The following is a 15,869-nucleotide window of genomic DNA, read 5'->3' on the forward strand; positions in this document are numbered from 1 at the left end:
CCGCGGCTGCGGGGGTACTGGCGGGGCGGGGTCCGGCCGGCTGTGCCCCGGTGGTGGTCGTGGTCCCTGGCCCTGATCATCGGCTACCTGATCGCCTGGAGTGCCGTCAACTTCTTCCGGAAGAACCTGCTCACCTGGCCGGCCCTCGGCACCTCCTACGTCGACATGCCCTTCCACCTGGCGCTGATCGGCGAGCTGAGGCACCACATGCCGCCCACGGTGCCGATGGTGTCCGGCGAGCCGCTGCTCTACCACTGGTTCGTCTACGCCCACCTGGCCGCGGCGAGCTGGGTCACCGGCGTGGAGCCGCTCGTGCTGCTGTTCCGGCTGGGCATGCTCCCCATGCTGGCGGCCCTGGCCGTCATCCTCGCGACGATCGCCCGGCGGGTGACGGACTCCTGGGCGGTGGCCCTGCTGGCGCTGCTGGGGACCGTCTTCATCGCCGCCCCCAACCTCTACCAGGGCATCAACGTCGGGATCTTCACCTGGCGGGCCGCCATCTCGTGGCTGAGCCCCACCCAGACCTTCGGGACCCTCCTGGCCGCGCCGGCCGTCCTGCTCCTGGTCGACCTGCTCGAGCGCCGGCGGTCGAGCGCCGGCCGGTGGCTGCTGCTGGGGATCTTCCTCGTCGCGGTGACGGGCGCCAAGGCCACCTACCTGCCCCTGCTGATCGCCGGACTCGGGACGGTCGCCGCGGTCGAGCTGGTCAGACGCCGGCGGCCGCACTGGCCCACGCTCGCCGCGCTGGGACTCACCGCGGCCTGCTTCCTCTGCGCCCAGACCGTGCTGTTCAGGCAGGCGAACCAGGGGATGGTCATCGATGACTTCTCCCTTTTCCGGAAAATCTGGGGAGGACTGACCGGACTGGGGGAGCACGCCGAGCCGTCGCTCGTCTCGGTGCTGGGCATCGCGCTGCTCTACGTGCTGAGCTGGGCCATAGAGTGGTGCGGGATCCTCGGGCTGCTCAGCCGGCCCCGGCTGCTCATGCGGCCGGCGGTGGTCCTGATGCTCGGCATGGGCACGGTGGGCGTCGGCGCGGTCCTCTTCCTCGGGCACCCGCACATGGGCCAGATCTACTTCTTCGACGCGTCCTACCCCTACCTGGTGATCGTCGCGGCCTACGGGCTCTCCGTCGCCGTACGGCGGGCCCGGCTGTCACCGCGCGCGCTCGCGTACGCGGGCGCCGCGGGCGTGGCGGCCGCCTGCCTGATCCGCGAGCTCTGCGGCGTCAAGGTCCCGCTGGGAGCGGGCCGCTCCGACGCCGTCCTCTACCTGCCCTACCTCGTCCTGGCGGTCACCGCGCTGCTGGCGGTGGGCGTCCTCGCGGCGCTCCACCGGCGGCGCGTCGTCGCCGGCGCCCTGGCGCTCTCCATGATCGCGGCCGCCGGCTTCCCCGCGGCCTGGTGCACGCGCGTGCTGTCGGCGGCCCTCCACACCCCGGCGGGCGGCGCCCCCGAAGTGGAACCCGCCGCGGCGGCCCCGGTGGTCTCCGACGGCGCGCTGGCCGCCGGGCGGTGGCTGCGCGACCACTCGGGCACCGGCGACCTGGTGGCCACGAACGTCCGCTGCCTGGGAGGAACGGACAATCCATGCGACAGCCGCGGATTCTGGGCGGCGGCCCTGACGGAGCGGCGCGTGCTGGTCGAGGGATGGGCCTACACCGCCACCAACATGAGCCGCTGGCGCCCCGGCCAGCAGGCGGAGACCCTCCCGTTCTGGGACGAGGAGCGGATCCGGGCGAACGACGAGGTCTTCGACTCGCCCTCGGCGGCCGCTGTCCGGCTGCTGCGCGCGCGCTACGGCGTGCGCTGGCTGTTCGCCGACGAGCGGTATGTCAGCCCGGCCTCCCGGATCGGGGACTTCGCGGACCTGCGCCTGCGCGTCGGCGACTACGCGGTGTACGAGCTGCCGGAGGACGTGACGTGACCGGCCGTGTACGGGCTGCCGGAGGACGTGGCGTGACCGCCGGCGGCCGGCTCACCGCTCGTCCGGGCCGGAACCGGAGCCGGAGCCGGAGCCGGAGCCGGCGCGTGCCGTGGCGGCCGCCGGACGGGCGGCGCCGGGCCCGCCGGACGATCCGGCGCGCTCCCTGACCACGTAGGCCGGCCGCCCCATCCCGCTGCCGTGGATGCGGCCGATGTACTCCCCGAGCACCCCGATGGCGATCAGCTGCGCGGACGAGAAGAGCGCCACCATCGAGGCGATCGTGGTGAAGCCGGCCACCGTGGTGCCGCCCGTGACGAAGCGCCACAGAACGGACGCGCCCAGCAGCAGCCCGAAGACCCCGGCCAGGAAACCCAGGTAACTCGCCGCCCTGAGGGGGGCCGTGCTGTAGCCGAGGAACATGTTGACCGCGTGCCGGACCAGCAGGCGCGGGGTGTAGTTGGACCGCCCGTGACGGCGTTCGCTCATGTGCACATGGACCGAGCCCACCTGCGCGGTGGCCCAGGAAAGGGCCACGTCGACGGAGAAGTGCGGCCCGGACAGCCCCTCGAAGCCGTCCCGCAGGCGGGTCCGGAAGGCGCGGAAGGCGCTGAGCGCCCGGGCGCCGCGGACCCCCAGGGCGCCGGCCATGCATGCCTTCACCGATCGCGAGGCGAGGCTGCGGACGGCCCCGTGCTCCTCCTCGTGCGCGATGCCGTACACCAGGTCGAGGCGGTCGCCCTCCAGGGTGGCCAGCAGCAGCGGGATCTGCTCGGGCGGGTGCTGCAGGTCGTCGTCCATCGTGACGACCACGTCGAACCTGGCGTCCCTGATGCCGGCGACCAGCGCGTTGTGCTGGCCGTAGTTGCGGGACAGGCGGATCGCGCGGACGGCCTCGAACTCGCGGGCCAGGCCGGAGGCCACCTCCCAGGTGTCGTCGGGGCTCCCGTCGACGACGAGGACCACCTCGTGCGGTACGGAGAGGTCCCGCAGGACCGGGATGAGCCTGGCCATCAGCAGGGGGAGGGTCCCCGCCGAGCGATAACACGGAACAACCACCGACACTGACATTAATCCCCCGATTTATTCGCGCGGCCGACTAGGATCCCCGTATTGCCAGCCGTACTGCCAGCGACCACGATCCGGAGTCACCGCCGCATGGTTGAAGTGGAGAGCCGAAGCGCCGGTGGCGATAATTCACATTTCGGGTGGAGAGCCCTGCTCTCGACTTTCGGGAGTCATCGCATCACATATCTGATGGGAAGCGCCATGACGGCCGCGGTCCATTGCGCTCTCCTGGGCCTGGGATTGCTGGCGGCCGGAGATTCGGTGCCCTATCTTTTCCTGGTCGTGGTCAGCCATTGCGCCACCGTGGCCGTCGTCTATCCCTGGTACCGGCTGGTGGTCTTCCGGGTCTCCGGAGACTCGTGGCTGCGGGGCTACGCGCGGTTCTACGCGGTCGGGCTGAGCTTCCTGGGGACCTCCGCCGCAGGGGTCCCGATTTTAGTGGAATTCGCCGGGATTCCGATTATGGCGGCGCAGGGCGTGGTGATAGTCCTGAGCCCGCCGCTCAGTTACGTGGTCCACCGGACATGGACCTTCCGTCATGGCGGAAGGCTATAGTCCCGGCAACTTGTCGCCCGTTGTTCGGCAAAAGCGGGAGACGGCATAGGGCCACTAATCCGGGTTCCGCATAAATTCAATCGGACAGATGGCCGCTGCGGCCATGAGTTCTTCGCGGAAAGGCTCAAAGAGCGGTGAAGGCACTCGTTCTGGCGGGCGGCAAGGGGACGAGGTTGCGCCCGCTGACTCATACATCGGCCAAGCAACTGGTCCCCATCGCCAACAAGCCGGTGCTCTACTACGGACTCGACGCGATCCGGGACGCGGGCATCACCAGCGTGGGGATCATCGTCGGCGACACGGCCCGGGAGATCCGGGAGGCGGTGGGCGACGGATCGAGGTTCGGCCTGGAGGTGACCTACATCCCCCAGGAGGAACCCCTCGGGCTGGCGCACTGCGTCCTGATCGCCCGCCGGTTCCTCGCCGACGAGCCGTTCGTGATGTATCTGGGGGACAACTTCCTGGTGGACGGCATCACCGACCTGGTGGACGCCTTCCGCGAGGCCGACTACGACGCCCAGATCCTGCTCACCAAGGTCGCCGAACCGCAGTTCTACGGAGTCGCCGAGCTCGGGCCGGACGGCGAGATCGTCGGCCTGGAGGAGAAGCCGGAGCATCCCCGCAGCGATCTCGCGATCGTCGGCGTGTACACCTTCTCCCCGGCCATCCACGAGGCGGTCCGGGCGATCAGGCCCTCGGCGCGCGGCGAACTGGAGATCACGGACGCGATCACCTGGCTCATCGACAACGGCGGCCGGGTCCACTCGCACTTCGTCGGCGGCTACTGGAAGGACACCGGGCGCCTGCAGGACATGCTGGAGTGCAACCGCATCGTCCTGGAGGGGATCGGGCGCGCCGTCCGGGGGAGCGTGGACGGGCTCTCCGAGATAACGGGCCGGGTCGCCATCGAGCCGGGGGCCACCGTCGAGAACTCGGTGATCCGGGGCCCGGCGGTCATCGGCGCCGACGCCAAGATCAACGGCTCCTACATCGGCCCCTACACCTCGATCGGCGAGGGCTGCGTCCTGGAGAACGCCGAGGTGGAGTACAGCATCATCCTGGGAGACTCGGTCATCACCGGGGTCTCCGGGCTCACATACTCTCTGATCGGCCGGAACGTCGAGGTCACGCGCGCGGTGGGAGTACCCAACATGAACCAGCTCATGGTCGGAGACCACAGCAAGATCCAGGTGAGGGCATGAGGATCCTGATCCCCGGCGGCGCCGGGTTCATCGGCTCGCACTACGTGCGGTCACTGCTGTCCGGCGCTCACCCCGGCTACGAGGACGCCCGCGTGACCGTGCTGGACAAGCTCACCTACGCCGGCAACCCGGAGAACCTGCGCCCGGTCGCCGATCACCCCCGTTACACCTTCGTCCGGGGGGACATCACCGACGCCCGGCTGCTCGCCGAGGTGGTGCCGGGCCACGACGTCATCGTGAACTTCGCGGCCGAGACACACGTCGACCGGTCGATAACCGGTGCGGGGGACTTCGTCGTCACCAACGTGTACGGCACGCAGCGGCTCCTGCAGGCGGCGCTCGAAGCCGGCGTGCGCACCGTCGTCCAGGTCTCCACCGACGAGGTGTACGGATCCATCGCCGAGGGGGCCTGGACCGAGGAGGAGCCGCTGCTGCCCAACTCCCCCTACTCGGCCGCCAAGGCGGGGGCCGACCTGCTGTGCAGGGCCTACCACCGGACCTACGGGCTCGACGTGCGGGTGACCCGCTGCTCCAACAACTACGGTCCGTACCAGTATCCCGAGAAGGTCGTCCCGCTGTTCGTCACCAACCTGATCGACGGGCTCCCCGTGCCCCTCTACGGCGACGGTGAGAACGTCCGCGAGTGGCTGCACGTCGACGACCACTGCCGGGGCATCCAGCTCGTGCTGGACAAGGGGACGGCCGGCGAGGTCTACAACATCGGCGGCGGCGTCGAGCTGACCAACCGGGAGCTGACCGGACGGCTGCTGGCCGCCTCCGGCGTGGGCTGGGAGATGGTCGAGCACACCGAGGACAGGCTCGGCCACGACCGGCGCTACGCCGTCGACAGCGGCAAGATCCGCTCGATCGGCTACCGGCCGCAGGTGGACTTCGACGAGGGACTCGCCCAGGTCGTGCGCTGGTACCGGGACAACCAGGCATGGTGGCGGCCGCTGAAGGAGCGGACGCCATGAGAACGGCGGAGGCGACGGGCTGCCCGGTCGACCGGGCGGCGGCCGTACTGGCCTGCCCCTCCTGCCGCGTCCCGCTCGACGGGTCCTACACGTGCGCGCGCTGCGGCACCGGGGGCCGCCGGGTGGGCGACCAACTGCGTTTCGCCGGCTTCGAGGACGCCGAGCTGCGGGACGACCCGCTCAACCGGATCAAGGAGAGCGTCAAGCGCCGCTTCGGGCCGGTGTATCCGCTGGCGATCCAGCTCGTCTCACCGGTCCTGCTCAGGCGCTTCATCCGCCCCTTCCTGGCGAGCTTCGACCTCGACCGCGACCTGGTCGCCGATCTCGGGTCGGGCACCAACCGCTACGACCCGAGGGTGCTCTGCGTGGACGGGGGGACCTACGCCAACGTCGACATCGTGGGCGACCTGCGGACGCTGCCGATCGGCGACGGGGCCCTGGCCGGCATCGTCAGCGTCGCCGTGCTCGAACACGTGCCGGATCCGCGGGCCCACGTCGAGGAGATGTGGCGGGTGCTCCGGCCGGGGGGCCGGGTGCTGTGCTACGTGCCCTTCATGCAGCCCTTCCACGCCTCGCCGTACGACTACCAGCGATACACCCAGGCGGGGATGAGAACCCTCTTCGACCGTTTCGACGTGCTGAGCGTGCGGGTGGGCGCGGGGCCCACCTCGGCCATGCTCTGGATGCTCCAGGAATGGCTGGCCCTGCTGCTCTCCTTCGGCAGCAGGCGGCTGTACCGGGGGCTGATCCCCCTGATGTGGCTGCTGTCGCCGGTAAAGTTCCTCGACGTCCTGCTCGCACGGCATCCCAGCGCCGCGGTGGCGGCCAGCGGGTTCGTGGTCGAGGCCCGCAAGCCGCCGGAGGCCCGGCCGCGGTAGCGGCCGGGCCCCGGGCCCCGTGCCCTTGAGGACGTACCGGATCATCACGAAGGTGAGCGGGACGTTGACGGCCATCACAGCCGGCATCGCGAGCCGGCCGTCGAGCCCCGCCCGGGTCAACAGCGTCAGGAGGGCCAGGCCGACGAGGTAGGAGACCAGGTACGCGCCCGGGAAGCGCGCGGCCGACCCGATCGACGCGCGGGTCCGGAACACGAAGACCGTGTTGACGACGTAGGCCAGGACGACCCCCGACACGTAGGCCGCCGAGTAGGCGGCCTGCGGCGGCATCGACCGGGACAGGACGACGAAAATCCCGTAGGTGGCGGCGGTGTTGGCGGCGCCGCCCACGAGGAAACGGGCGAACTGGGCCGGCGGACCGCTCACGCCCGGACCGGTTCGCCGGCGACGGCTCTCTGGAACTCGTCGTAGGAACGGATGTAGTCGTCCGGGTCGTAGTAGTGCGAGGCGAACACCAGGAGCACGGCGTCGGGCGAGTACCGGTACTGCGTCCCCCAGATCATGGCCGGCATGTAGACGCCGCGGCTGGGGCGGTCCAGGGTGACCTCCCGCCGGTTGCGGCCGTCGTCCAGGAGGACGCCGCAGGAGCCGCGCACGCAGATCAGGAACTGGTCGCAGTTCCGGTGGGCGTGCTCGCCCCGGACCTCCCGGCTCGGCACGTTGAACACGAGGAAGTACCGCTTGGGAGCGAACGGCAGCTCACGCCCGAACTCGGCGACCGACAGCTCGCCGCGCAGGTCCTTGGCGACCCGCAGCTCGTGCAGGCTCGCGGCCCCGACGCCGAGTCCCACCGTGCCCGGCGGCCGGATGTCGCCGGCCGGGAGCGGGGAGCCGGGCTGCTCGGCGTCGGTGACGTAGCCCTTGATGCGGGCGGGATTGCCGACCACGACCGCGTTCGGCGGGACGGAGCGCGTCACGACCGCGCCCGCGCCCACCATCGCGCCGGTCCCCACCTCCACCCCGGGCAGGATCGTGCTGTTGGCCCCGATGGAGGCGCCGGAGCGGATGACCGTGCGCGCGAACGCCTCGGGACGGACCTTGCTGCGCGGGAACGGGTCGTTGGTGAACGTCGCGTTGGGGCCGACGAAGACGTCGTCCTCGATCGTGGTCCCGTCCCAGATCTGGACGCCGCACTTGACGGTCACACGGTCTCCCAGGACGACGTCGTTCTCGACGAACACCCCGTCGCAGATGTTGCACTCGGCTCCGATCCGGGCGCCGGGCAGCACGTGCGCGAACGCCCAGACCCGGGTCCCGGCGCCGATCGCCGTGCTCTCGCAGAGGGCCTGCGGGTGGATGAGGGCCTGTTTCATGCGCGCCTGCCGATGTGGAGGAGGACGGGGACGGGTCCGGGCGCGCCGTCGAAGGTGTGGGCGGTGTGCACCAGAGCCAGCGGACGTTTCTTGGTGTTCTCGTAGCTGCGCCAGGCGTAGGACCCGATGAAGCCCAGGCCCAGGGTGTTGAGCGCGCCGAAGAAGGTGATGACCAGGATCGTGGTCGTGTAGCCCGCCGCCGCTATCTCACCGGTCAGGCGCATGACGACGACGAAGACCGCCAGGCAGGCGGCGATGGCGAAGCCGAGCACCCCCAGGACCGTGAGGATGCGGATGGGCAGGTCGGTGAAGGCGAAGATGCTGTCGAGGAGGTAGTCGACCTTCTTGCCGAGCGTCCAGGTGCTCTTGCCGTGCGCCCGGGCGCGCCGCTCGTACGGCACCTCGCCGCGGCGGAAGCCGAGCCAGTAGACCAGGCCCACGAGGGAGCTGTTGGCCTCCTCCAGCCGCAGGAGCTCGTCCCGGACACGCCGGTTGCAGCCGAAGACGTCGACCCCGCCGGCGGGGATGTCGCGCACGACGAAGCGGCGGTAGAAGGCCCAGAAGAGGTTGGCCGACAGACGCGACATCCCCGGGTCCTCGCGGCCTTCACGGACCCCCACCGAGATGTCCATGTCGTCGTTGACGAGGCTGTCGAGGAACCTGAGCACGAGGTCGGGAGGCTCCTGGAGGTCGGCGGCCAGCACGGCGAAGTAGTCGCCCCGGGCGGCCCGCAGGCCCGTGCGGATGGCCGCGAACGATCCGAAGTTGCGCGTGTGCAGGAGCAGCTGCGAACGGAACGGCGCCAGCGGCAGGGCCGCCTTGAGGAGCTCGAAGCTGTCGTCCGGACTGGCGTCGACCACGAAGACGAACTCCATGGGCATTCCGTGGCGCTCGGCGACGACCGCGCTGATGTCGCTGAACTCCGCGATCAGCTGTGGCACGAATTCCGCATTCCGATAGACAGGGATGATCACGGAAAACATGGGGTCACCAGCTGGCGATACAGGAGATCACTCGCGTGACCTCCTCGTCGGAGAGCTCCGGATAGCAGGGGAGCGTCAGGATGGAGGCGGCCAGATCGTCTGTCACCGGCAGGCCCGTCTGGTCCCCGAGACCGGCCAGGGCGGGTTGACGGTAATCCGGAACGGGATAGTGCACATCGGTGAGAATGGACGACGCGGCGAGATGGGCGCGGAGCGCCTCCCGGTCCTCGCACACGACGACGTACAGATGGCCGACGAACTCCTCGCCGTAGACCGGCGGACACTGGACCCGCGGGTGGACGATCTCCCGCGAGTAGCGCGTCGCGATGTCCCGCCGCCGCCTGTTCCAGCCGTCGAGCAGGGGCAGCTTGGCCCGCAGGACCGCCGCCTGCATCTCGTCGAGACGGCTGTTGCGCCCTCCGCGGATGCTGGCGCGATACTTCGACTCCCACCCGTACTGCCGCAGGAGCCTGACCCGCTGGGCGACCCGGGGGTCGCCGGTGACCACGGCGCCGCCGTCGCCGAGCGCTCCCAGGTTCTTCGTCGGGTAGAAGCTGAAGCTCGCCGCGGCGCCGCAGGAGCCGGCGCGCCGTCCGCCCCGCCGGGCGCCGTGGGCCTGCGCGCAGTCCTCGAACACCGGGACCCCGGCCCGGGCCGTGACGGCCAGGACCGCCTCCATGTCGTGCATGAGCCCGAACAGGTGCGTCACCACGACCGCGTCGAGGCCGCCGGCGCCGACGACCTGCTCGAGGTGGGCGAGGTCCATCAGCTTCGTGCCGCGGTCGACGTCGACGAACACGGGCTCCGCGCCGAGGGCCATCAGGGCCGTCGTCGTGTAGAGGCCGGCGTTGGCGACCGTGGCCACGCGGCTGCCGGCGCCGACGCCGAGGGCGCGCAGGCCGAGCTCGATGGCGTCGGTCCCGTTCGCGACGCCCACGCAGTGGGCTGTCCCGCAGTATCGGGCGAATTCCTGCTCGAAGGCCTCGCCGTCCTCGCCCAGGATGTACCAGCCGCTTCTCAGCACGCGCTCGACAGAACTCCGCACAGCCGTCTCCGTCGAGGACGCGTGCCGGCCGAGATCATTGATCGCAATTTCTTCCGCCATGTCCCCCTCGCTTTCTTAAAGGATTCCCAGGGAAAGGCAAGCGTCGATCAAAAGGGTGCACCGCCGGTTCCTCGTGTATTTTGCGGCGAGTCCGTCCGGACGGGCCGGTTGCACTCAATGTCGCAGTGAACAACGGATGGGCCGGTCGACACGAACTGTGTTGTCGCCACTTATCGAGCCATTGCGAAGAACTTGCCGATCTTTAATGATCAAGATTCCGTGGCCGTGTACGGCCGGGCCGGCCCATGAGAATAATTAATCCGGGAATCCCCGGACCGGAAAGTCCGGAGCGCGTGGGACGCCGCCTTTTCCGGTGGTCGTGTTCTTACCGGGCGCCGGCCGGCCCGGCGCGGTGCGAGGCCCGTGTGACGGATCGCCGGGAGATGAGAGCACGACGCGTGCCGGCCTGCCCGCCCGCCGTCCGACGTGGCCGCGGACGCCGCCGGGCCGGGAACGTCCAGAGCTACGAGGTGAGCTGATGGCGTGGTGTGAGGTGATGGAGGCGGGGGCCGTACGGGCGGAGAGGTCTCCGCTGGAGTCGGCCCGGTTCGGATACTCCGTTGACCGCCTGTCCGTCCCCGCCGGGACGGAGGTGCCGTTCTCCGCGGTCCGCCAGGCGGTGCGGGGGTCCTCCGCGGACGTCATCGTGCTGCGGTATCCGGCGGAACGCCTCGGCTGGTCCGCGGAGCTGACCGCGCTCGGCCGGACCGCCGTGTTCGCGGACTGCCTGGTGTACTGGCGGCTGCGCGCCGGACAGGGCCGCGCGCCGGAGCCGTCACCGGATCTGCGCACGACGGGGTCGGCCGGTCCGGACGCGGTCCGGGCGCTGGTCGCGGACATCTTCGCCGCCTACGGGAACCACTACCTGGCCAACCCTCTGTTCGAGGCCGAGCGGGCGCTGGCGGGCTACCAGGAGTGGGCGGTGAGGTCCGCCGCGGACGGGGGATGCCTGGCGTTGCTGGGGCCGGCCGCGGGAGACCTCCTCGGTCTGGCCACGCTGGCTCAGCGGGGACCCCGCGCGGAGATCCTGCTCGCGGGCGTGGTCTCCCGGGCCCAGGGGCGCGGCCTCTACGCCCACCTGCTGAAGGCCGTCGAGGAGCGGACCCTGGCCGGCGGCGGGACGGAAGTCGTCATCTCCACCCAGGGCCACAACACGCGGGTGCAGCGGGCATGGGCGAGATACGGATTCGAGCCCGTGCAGACCTTTCTCACCGTCCACCTGATCCGCAGCCGGCTCCTGGACGGGTGAGGGTGCGCTGACGCCCCGCCGCGGGCGGGGTGTCAGCGCACCCGGTAGGTCCGGACGGCGTCGATCACGCGCGCCACGTCCGTCCCGCTCAGGTCGGGATACAGCGGTATCCGTACGAGCCGGTCGGCGATCTCCTCGGTGACCGGGCAGCCGCCCGGGGCCGCCCGCCCGTACCGCATGCCGGCGGGCGCGGAGTGCAGCGGCTGGTAATGGAAGGCCGCCTGTACGCCCCGGTCCGAGAGGTGGCCGATGAACGCCTGGCGGTTGTCCAGGTCCGGGAGGAGCAGATGGTACAGATGCGCCGGATGGGCGCAGCCGTCGGGGACCGCCGGCCGGCGGACCCCGTTCTCGGCCGCCCAGCCGGCCAGCGCCCCGTGATACTCCCGCCACACGGCGTGGCGCAGGAACTGGATCTTGTCGAACGACTCCAGCTGGGCGGTCAGCTGGGCGGCGAGGATGTCGGAGGGCAGATAGCTCGAACCGATGTCGATCCATCGGTACTTGTCGACCTGGCCGCGGAAGAAACGGCCGCGATCGGTGCCCTTCTCCCGGATGATCTCGGCGCGCCCGATCAGGTCGGCGTCGTTCAGGAGCAGGGCCCCGCCCTCCCCGCACTGCGCGTTCTTCGTCGCGTGGAAGCTCTGCGTGGCCACCCGGCCGAACGAGCCGAGCGGCCTGCCGCGGTAGGAGCCGCCCAGGCCGTGGGCGTTGTCCTCGACGAGGGCCAGGCCGTACCGCTCGCAGAGCCTGCCGATCGGCTCCATCGCGCAGGCGACACCCGCGTAGTGGACCACCACGACGGCCCGGGTGCGCTCGGTGACCGCGGCCTCGACCAGCCGCTCGTCGATGTTCAGGGTGTCGGGCCTGCAGTCGACGAACACCGGTACCGCCCCGCGCAGCGCGTAGGCGTTGGCCGTGGACATGAAGGTGAACGAGGGCATGATCACCTCGTCGCCGGGCCGCAGGTCGAGCAGGATCGCCGACATCTCCAGCGCGTGCGTGCAGGAGGTGGTCAGCAGCGCGTGGCCCGACCCGGTCAGCTCCGTAAGGAGCGTGGCGGCCCGGCGGGTGAACGGCCCGTCTCCGCACGTCGATCCCCCTCGCACGGCCTCCGCGAGGTAGCCGAGCTCATTGTCGGAGATATGCGTCCGGTTGAAGGGGATCGTGTTCAGGCAGGTTGTGCTCACGGCCGAAGTGAACAACGAACGGGTTTGCGACACACGTCACGGGCTCGTTTCATTGGTGACCCGTTGCGCAAGCCTTACATTCGGCGGGACGGCCCGGGACTCGGGGTGATCCGGGTATGACACGCCCGGATCGCCGGTTTACGGGTGTCGCGCGGTCCCGGACTCCGCGTCCGGCGTCCGGCGCCGCGCGCCCGGTCCGTCTGGTGCGGGGCCGGGCGCGCGGGCGCCGGATCCGGTCCGGCCTGCGGGCCGTGACCTGTGGTGACCGCTAGGGCGAGACGAACACGAGGTCCACCCAGTAGTTGGCGGCCTGGAAGGCGTTGTTGGGGAAGGCGTTCGTCGCGCCGTACCGGTAGACGCCGTTGCCGCCCGAGGCGCCGCTCGCCGGGGCGGTGAGCGGGCCGTTCACGTAGTCCGTGGTGAAGTAGGAGCTGTTGACCGCGTAGCCTCCGGATGGAGCGAAGTAGGAGGCGACGTAGGTGGTGTTGGCGTTGATCGCGACGGGTGTCGCGAAGTTCACCTGCTGCCAGCCGCCGGCCGTCTCGTTGGTGAAGGTGGCGCTGGCCAGCAGCTGGCCGCCGCTGGTCCACAGGTTCCCGACATGGGTGCCGGTGTTCTGCGGGCCCTTGTAGAAGCGGATGCCCTGGATGGCCCCGGTCTTGTTCGCCCTGAACTTCACACCGACGGTGATGGCGTTGGGGTCGGCGGCGGACGGGGCGGCCGGGGTCGTCGCGGTGGTCCAGAGGCTGTCCGACGGTTTGAAGACGATGTCCACCCAGTAGTTGGCGGCCTGGAACGTCTTGTTGGGGAAGGCGTTCGTCGCGCCGTATATGTATACGCCGTTGCCGCCTGAGGCGCCGCTCGCGGGCGCGGTGAGCGGGCCGTTCACGTAGTCCGCGGTGAAGTAGGAGCTGTTGACCGAGTAGCCTCCGGATGAGGTGAAGTAGGAGGCGACGTAGGTGGTGCCGGGGCTGATCACGACGGGTGTCGCGAAGTTCACCTGTTGCCAGCCGCTGGCCGTCTCGTTGACGAAGGTGGCGCTGGCCAGTGGCTGGCCGCCGCTGGTCCACAGGGTCCCGATGTGGGTGCCGGTGTTCGCTGTCCCCTTGTAGAAGCGGATGCCCTGGATGGTGCCCGCCGTGGTCGCCCTGAACTTCACGCCGACGGTGATGGCGTTGGGGTCGGCGGCCGACTGGGCGGCCGGGATCGCCGTGTTGCCCCAGAGGCTGTTCGACGGTGCGAACACGACGTCGACCCAGTAGTTGCTGGTCTGGAAGGTGCTGTTGGGGAAGGCGCTCGTCGCGCCGTACCGGTAGACGCCGTTGCCGCCCGAGGAACTGCTCGCGGGGGCGGTGAGCGGGCCGTTGGTGTAGTCGGCGGTGAAGTAGGGCCGCGTTATCGAGTAGTTGCCCTGCGGGGCGAAGTAGGAGGCGACGTAGGTGGTGTTGGCCGCGATGGACACCGGGACCGCGAAGTCCACCTGCTGCCAGCCGCTGGCCGTCTCGTTGGTGAAGGTCGCACTCGCCAGCAGCTGCCCGGAGGTGGTCCACAGGTTGCCGATGTGCGTCCCGATGTTCTGCGTCCCCTTGAAGAACCTGATCCCGGTGATGAAACCCGCGTTCGCGGACCGGAACTTCACCCCGACCTCGACCGAGCTGGGGTCGGGGTTGGAGGGGTTGGCGGGCCCGGTTGACGGCGTCCACAGGCTGCAGCCGGCGCATCCGGTGACGACGGTGACGGTCGTCTCGGTCGGGGTGGTCTGGACGTTGCCGATGTCGTCGACCGCCCTGGTCTTGATCGTCACCGCCCCGGTGGTGCTGGGCGTCGTCCAGTTGTACTGCCAGTTCGTCCGGCCCGTTGTCTGGAACCACCTGGTGCCGCCGTCGAAGGAGATCTCGATGGCGGAGACGACGCCGCCCCCCGTGTCGCTGGCCGTCCCCTGGATGGGGACGATCGTCCCGGTGGGCACGGTCCCGGTGTTCGCCGGATAGACGATCGTCGAGGTGGGCGGGGAGGTGTCCGTCGACGCGGTGGCCGGCACCAGTCCCGCCTGGAGGCTGGCCGGCTGGGAGCCCATGTCGGCCAGGAGGTTGACCGTCGCCTGCTGCATCCGGATGTCCGTGGGAGGGGGCGCGGCCATCCGGCCGCCCCCCGCGGGGGTCAGGTCGTGCTCGGAGTCGAGCCCCCAGGCCCACTGGATGGTCCCCGCGCCGAAGACGATCGAGCCGCTCGGATTCTTGTAGAGCGTCAGGCTGTGCGTCGCGGTCCCGGGGCCGTAGGTGCTGCCGAAGTCGAGCATGTATTTCGACGTGGTGCCCAGGGTCGTCCGGGAGAACTTCACCAGTCCCGCCGGCGCGAACCCGTTGTCGGGCGCCTCGTCCCACTCGTAGCCGAGTGTCCCGGGGGGGAAGGTGGCCGACTGGCCGGGCTGCAGGCCCGTGATGGAGGTGTTGCGCCACAGCCGCATGGCGGCGTATTCGTAGGGGACGACGATGGAGTCGGTCGCGAAGCTGTTGATCATGAACAGTGTCCCGGTCAGGGCGTTCTCGGGCCGTCCGCCGTTCGACGGGGGAGAGAACCGGGGATCGCGCCACGTCCCCGTCCACTGCGGGCTCGGGTCGATCTTGGCGTTGGCGTGGGTCTCCTTGTAGCAGACGAGCGTCCGGAAGGGGACGCCGGCGCTGTCGATGCTGTTCTCCCACCTGGTCTTCCAGAAGACCTCGTTTCCGGAGAAGAAGGCGAGATTGACCCCGCTGTTCCGGGCGGTCTCGATGTTGCCGCGCATGTCGTTGGACCAGTACTCGTCGTGTCCGGAGGACATGAACGCCTTGTGCTCCAGCAGCTCCGCGCCCCGGCTGGCCGTGTCGACGTTGCTGGTGTAGCTGACGTCGAACGCGTTGGACTCAAGCCATCTGATCATGGGGTATTCGGCCTGGAAGAAGCCGGTGCGCGTGACGAACGGGCGGTTGTAGCTCACCTTGTAGGCGCGTCCCACCGGCGCGCCCTGATAGAGGCTGTTGCCGCCGTAGGTGTTGTACGCCTGCCAGGTGGCGTCGGACGTCTGGACCAGGACCTCGGAATTGCGGGTGTCGTCCCGGATGACGAATATCGTCTGCCCCATGCCGCTGACGCCGTCCTCCCTGATCAGATTGCCGAGGTAGACCCCGGAGACGGCGTCGGCCGGCACCGCCCAGGAGGCCGACACCCCCCAGTTGCCGCAGTCGATCAGGCCGGTCGAGGAGTCGGACAGGCAGGCCGGTTGGATCTGGGGCAGGGTGGCGGAAGGCTCGATCGTCGTTATCAGCCGCGCGCCCATGCCGCCGTAATATCCGATCCGGTAGATTTCGAGCCGGTAGTCGGTCGCGTTGGTGGCCACTTTGAAATCGAGGGTTTCACCCTTGTTCGCGCTTATCT

At 69.9% G+C, this 15,869-nt stretch carries 12 protein-coding genes and 1 pseudogene; 6 read left to right on the forward strand and 7 right to left on the reverse strand.

Going from position 1 to position 15,869, the window contains the following annotated elements; genetic code table 11:
* The coding region (locus ACZ6R6_RS16410; protein ID WP_470094069.1) for a hypothetical protein at positions 1-1,926 on the forward strand (1,926 nt) is incomplete at its 5' end.
* Positions 1,927-1,977: 51 nt separating this feature from the next.
* Here ACZ6R6_RS16410 and ACZ6R6_RS16415 read toward each other — a convergent pair.
* Complete coding sequence (locus tag ACZ6R6_RS16415) at positions 1,978-2,982, reverse strand: glycosyltransferase family 2 protein (RefSeq protein WP_470094071.1); 1,005 nt, start codon at positions 2,980-2,982, stop codon at positions 1,978-1,980.
* A 198-nt stretch (positions 2,983-3,180) separates the two neighbouring features.
* Here ACZ6R6_RS16415 and ACZ6R6_RS16420 point away from each other — a divergent pair, with 198 nt between their 5' ends.
* From ACZ6R6_RS16420 to ACZ6R6_RS16435, 4 genes are all read left to right on the forward strand, one after another.
* On the forward strand, positions 3,181-3,546 hold the full coding sequence (locus ACZ6R6_RS16420; protein ID WP_470094073.1) for a GtrA family protein: 366 nt from the start codon (positions 3,181-3,183) through the stop codon (positions 3,544-3,546).
* A 134-nt stretch (positions 3,547-3,680) separates the two neighbouring features.
* A complete protein-coding gene (locus ACZ6R6_RS16425; protein ID WP_470094075.1) occupies positions 3,681-4,748 on the forward strand; it encodes a glucose-1-phosphate thymidylyltransferase in 1,068 nt (355 codons plus the stop codon).
* Complete coding sequence (rfbB, locus tag ACZ6R6_RS16430; protein ID WP_470094077.1) at positions 4,745-5,722, forward strand: dTDP-glucose 4,6-dehydratase; 978 nt, start codon at positions 4,745-4,747, stop codon at positions 5,720-5,722. The genes ACZ6R6_RS16425 and rfbB overlap by 4 nt, the downstream gene beginning before the upstream one ends.
* Positions 5,719-6,600, forward strand: a complete 882-nt coding sequence (locus ACZ6R6_RS16435; RefSeq protein ID WP_470094078.1) for a methyltransferase domain-containing protein — start codon at positions 5,719-5,721, stop codon at positions 6,598-6,600. The genes rfbB and ACZ6R6_RS16435 overlap by 4 nt, the downstream gene beginning before the upstream one ends.
* A 45-nt stretch (positions 6,601-6,645) precedes the next feature.
* Here ACZ6R6_RS16435 and ACZ6R6_RS16440 read toward each other — a convergent pair.
* From ACZ6R6_RS16440 to ACZ6R6_RS16455, 4 genes and pseudogenes are all read right to left on the reverse strand, one after another.
* Positions 6,646-6,984: pseudogene (locus ACZ6R6_RS16440) on the reverse strand (GtrA family protein); the annotation flags it as partial.
* On the reverse strand, positions 6,981-7,931 hold the full coding sequence (locus tag ACZ6R6_RS16445) for a WxcM-like domain-containing protein (RefSeq protein WP_470094080.1): 951 nt from the start codon (positions 7,929-7,931) through the stop codon (positions 6,981-6,983). The pseudogene ACZ6R6_RS16440 and the gene ACZ6R6_RS16445, both read right to left, overlap by 4 nt.
* A complete protein-coding gene (locus tag ACZ6R6_RS16450) occupies positions 7,928-8,914 on the reverse strand; it encodes a glycosyltransferase family 2 protein (protein WP_470094082.1) in 987 nt (328 codons plus the stop codon). The genes ACZ6R6_RS16445 and ACZ6R6_RS16450 overlap by 4 nt, the downstream gene beginning before the upstream one ends.
* 4 nt (positions 8,915-8,918) lie before the next feature.
* Entirely contained in the window at positions 8,919-9,959 is a 1,041-nt protein-coding gene (locus ACZ6R6_RS16455) for a DegT/DnrJ/EryC1/StrS family aminotransferase (RefSeq protein WP_470094084.1), read from the reverse strand.
* Positions 9,960-10,497: 538 nt separating this feature from the next.
* On the opposite strand from ACZ6R6_RS16455, the gene ACZ6R6_RS16460 reads away from it, so the two are divergent.
* A complete protein-coding gene (locus tag ACZ6R6_RS16460; protein ID WP_470094086.1) occupies positions 10,498-11,268 on the forward strand; it encodes a GNAT family N-acetyltransferase in 771 nt (256 codons plus the stop codon).
* 32 nt (positions 11,269-11,300) lie between these two features.
* Here the strand turns inward: ACZ6R6_RS16460 and rffA are convergent, their stop codons facing one another.
* Together rffA and ACZ6R6_RS16470 are read right to left on the reverse strand one after the other, a co-directional pair.
* Positions 11,301-12,455: a dTDP-4-amino-4,6-dideoxygalactose transaminase gene (rffA, locus tag ACZ6R6_RS16465; RefSeq protein WP_470094088.1), complete on the reverse strand. Its 1,155-nt coding sequence runs from the start codon at positions 12,453-12,455 to the stop codon at positions 11,301-11,303.
* Positions 12,456-12,723: 268 nt separating this feature from the next.
* The gene (locus tag ACZ6R6_RS16470; RefSeq protein ID WP_470094090.1) at positions 12,724-15,831 is read right to left on the reverse strand and encodes a DUF4082 domain-containing protein; all 3,108 of its coding nucleotides are present in this window, start codon (positions 15,829-15,831) and stop codon (positions 12,724-12,726) included.
* Positions 15,832-15,869: the final 38 nt, after the last annotated feature.

The sequence above is a fragment of the Streptosporangium sp. NPDC048886 genome (genome assembly GCF_055586905.1).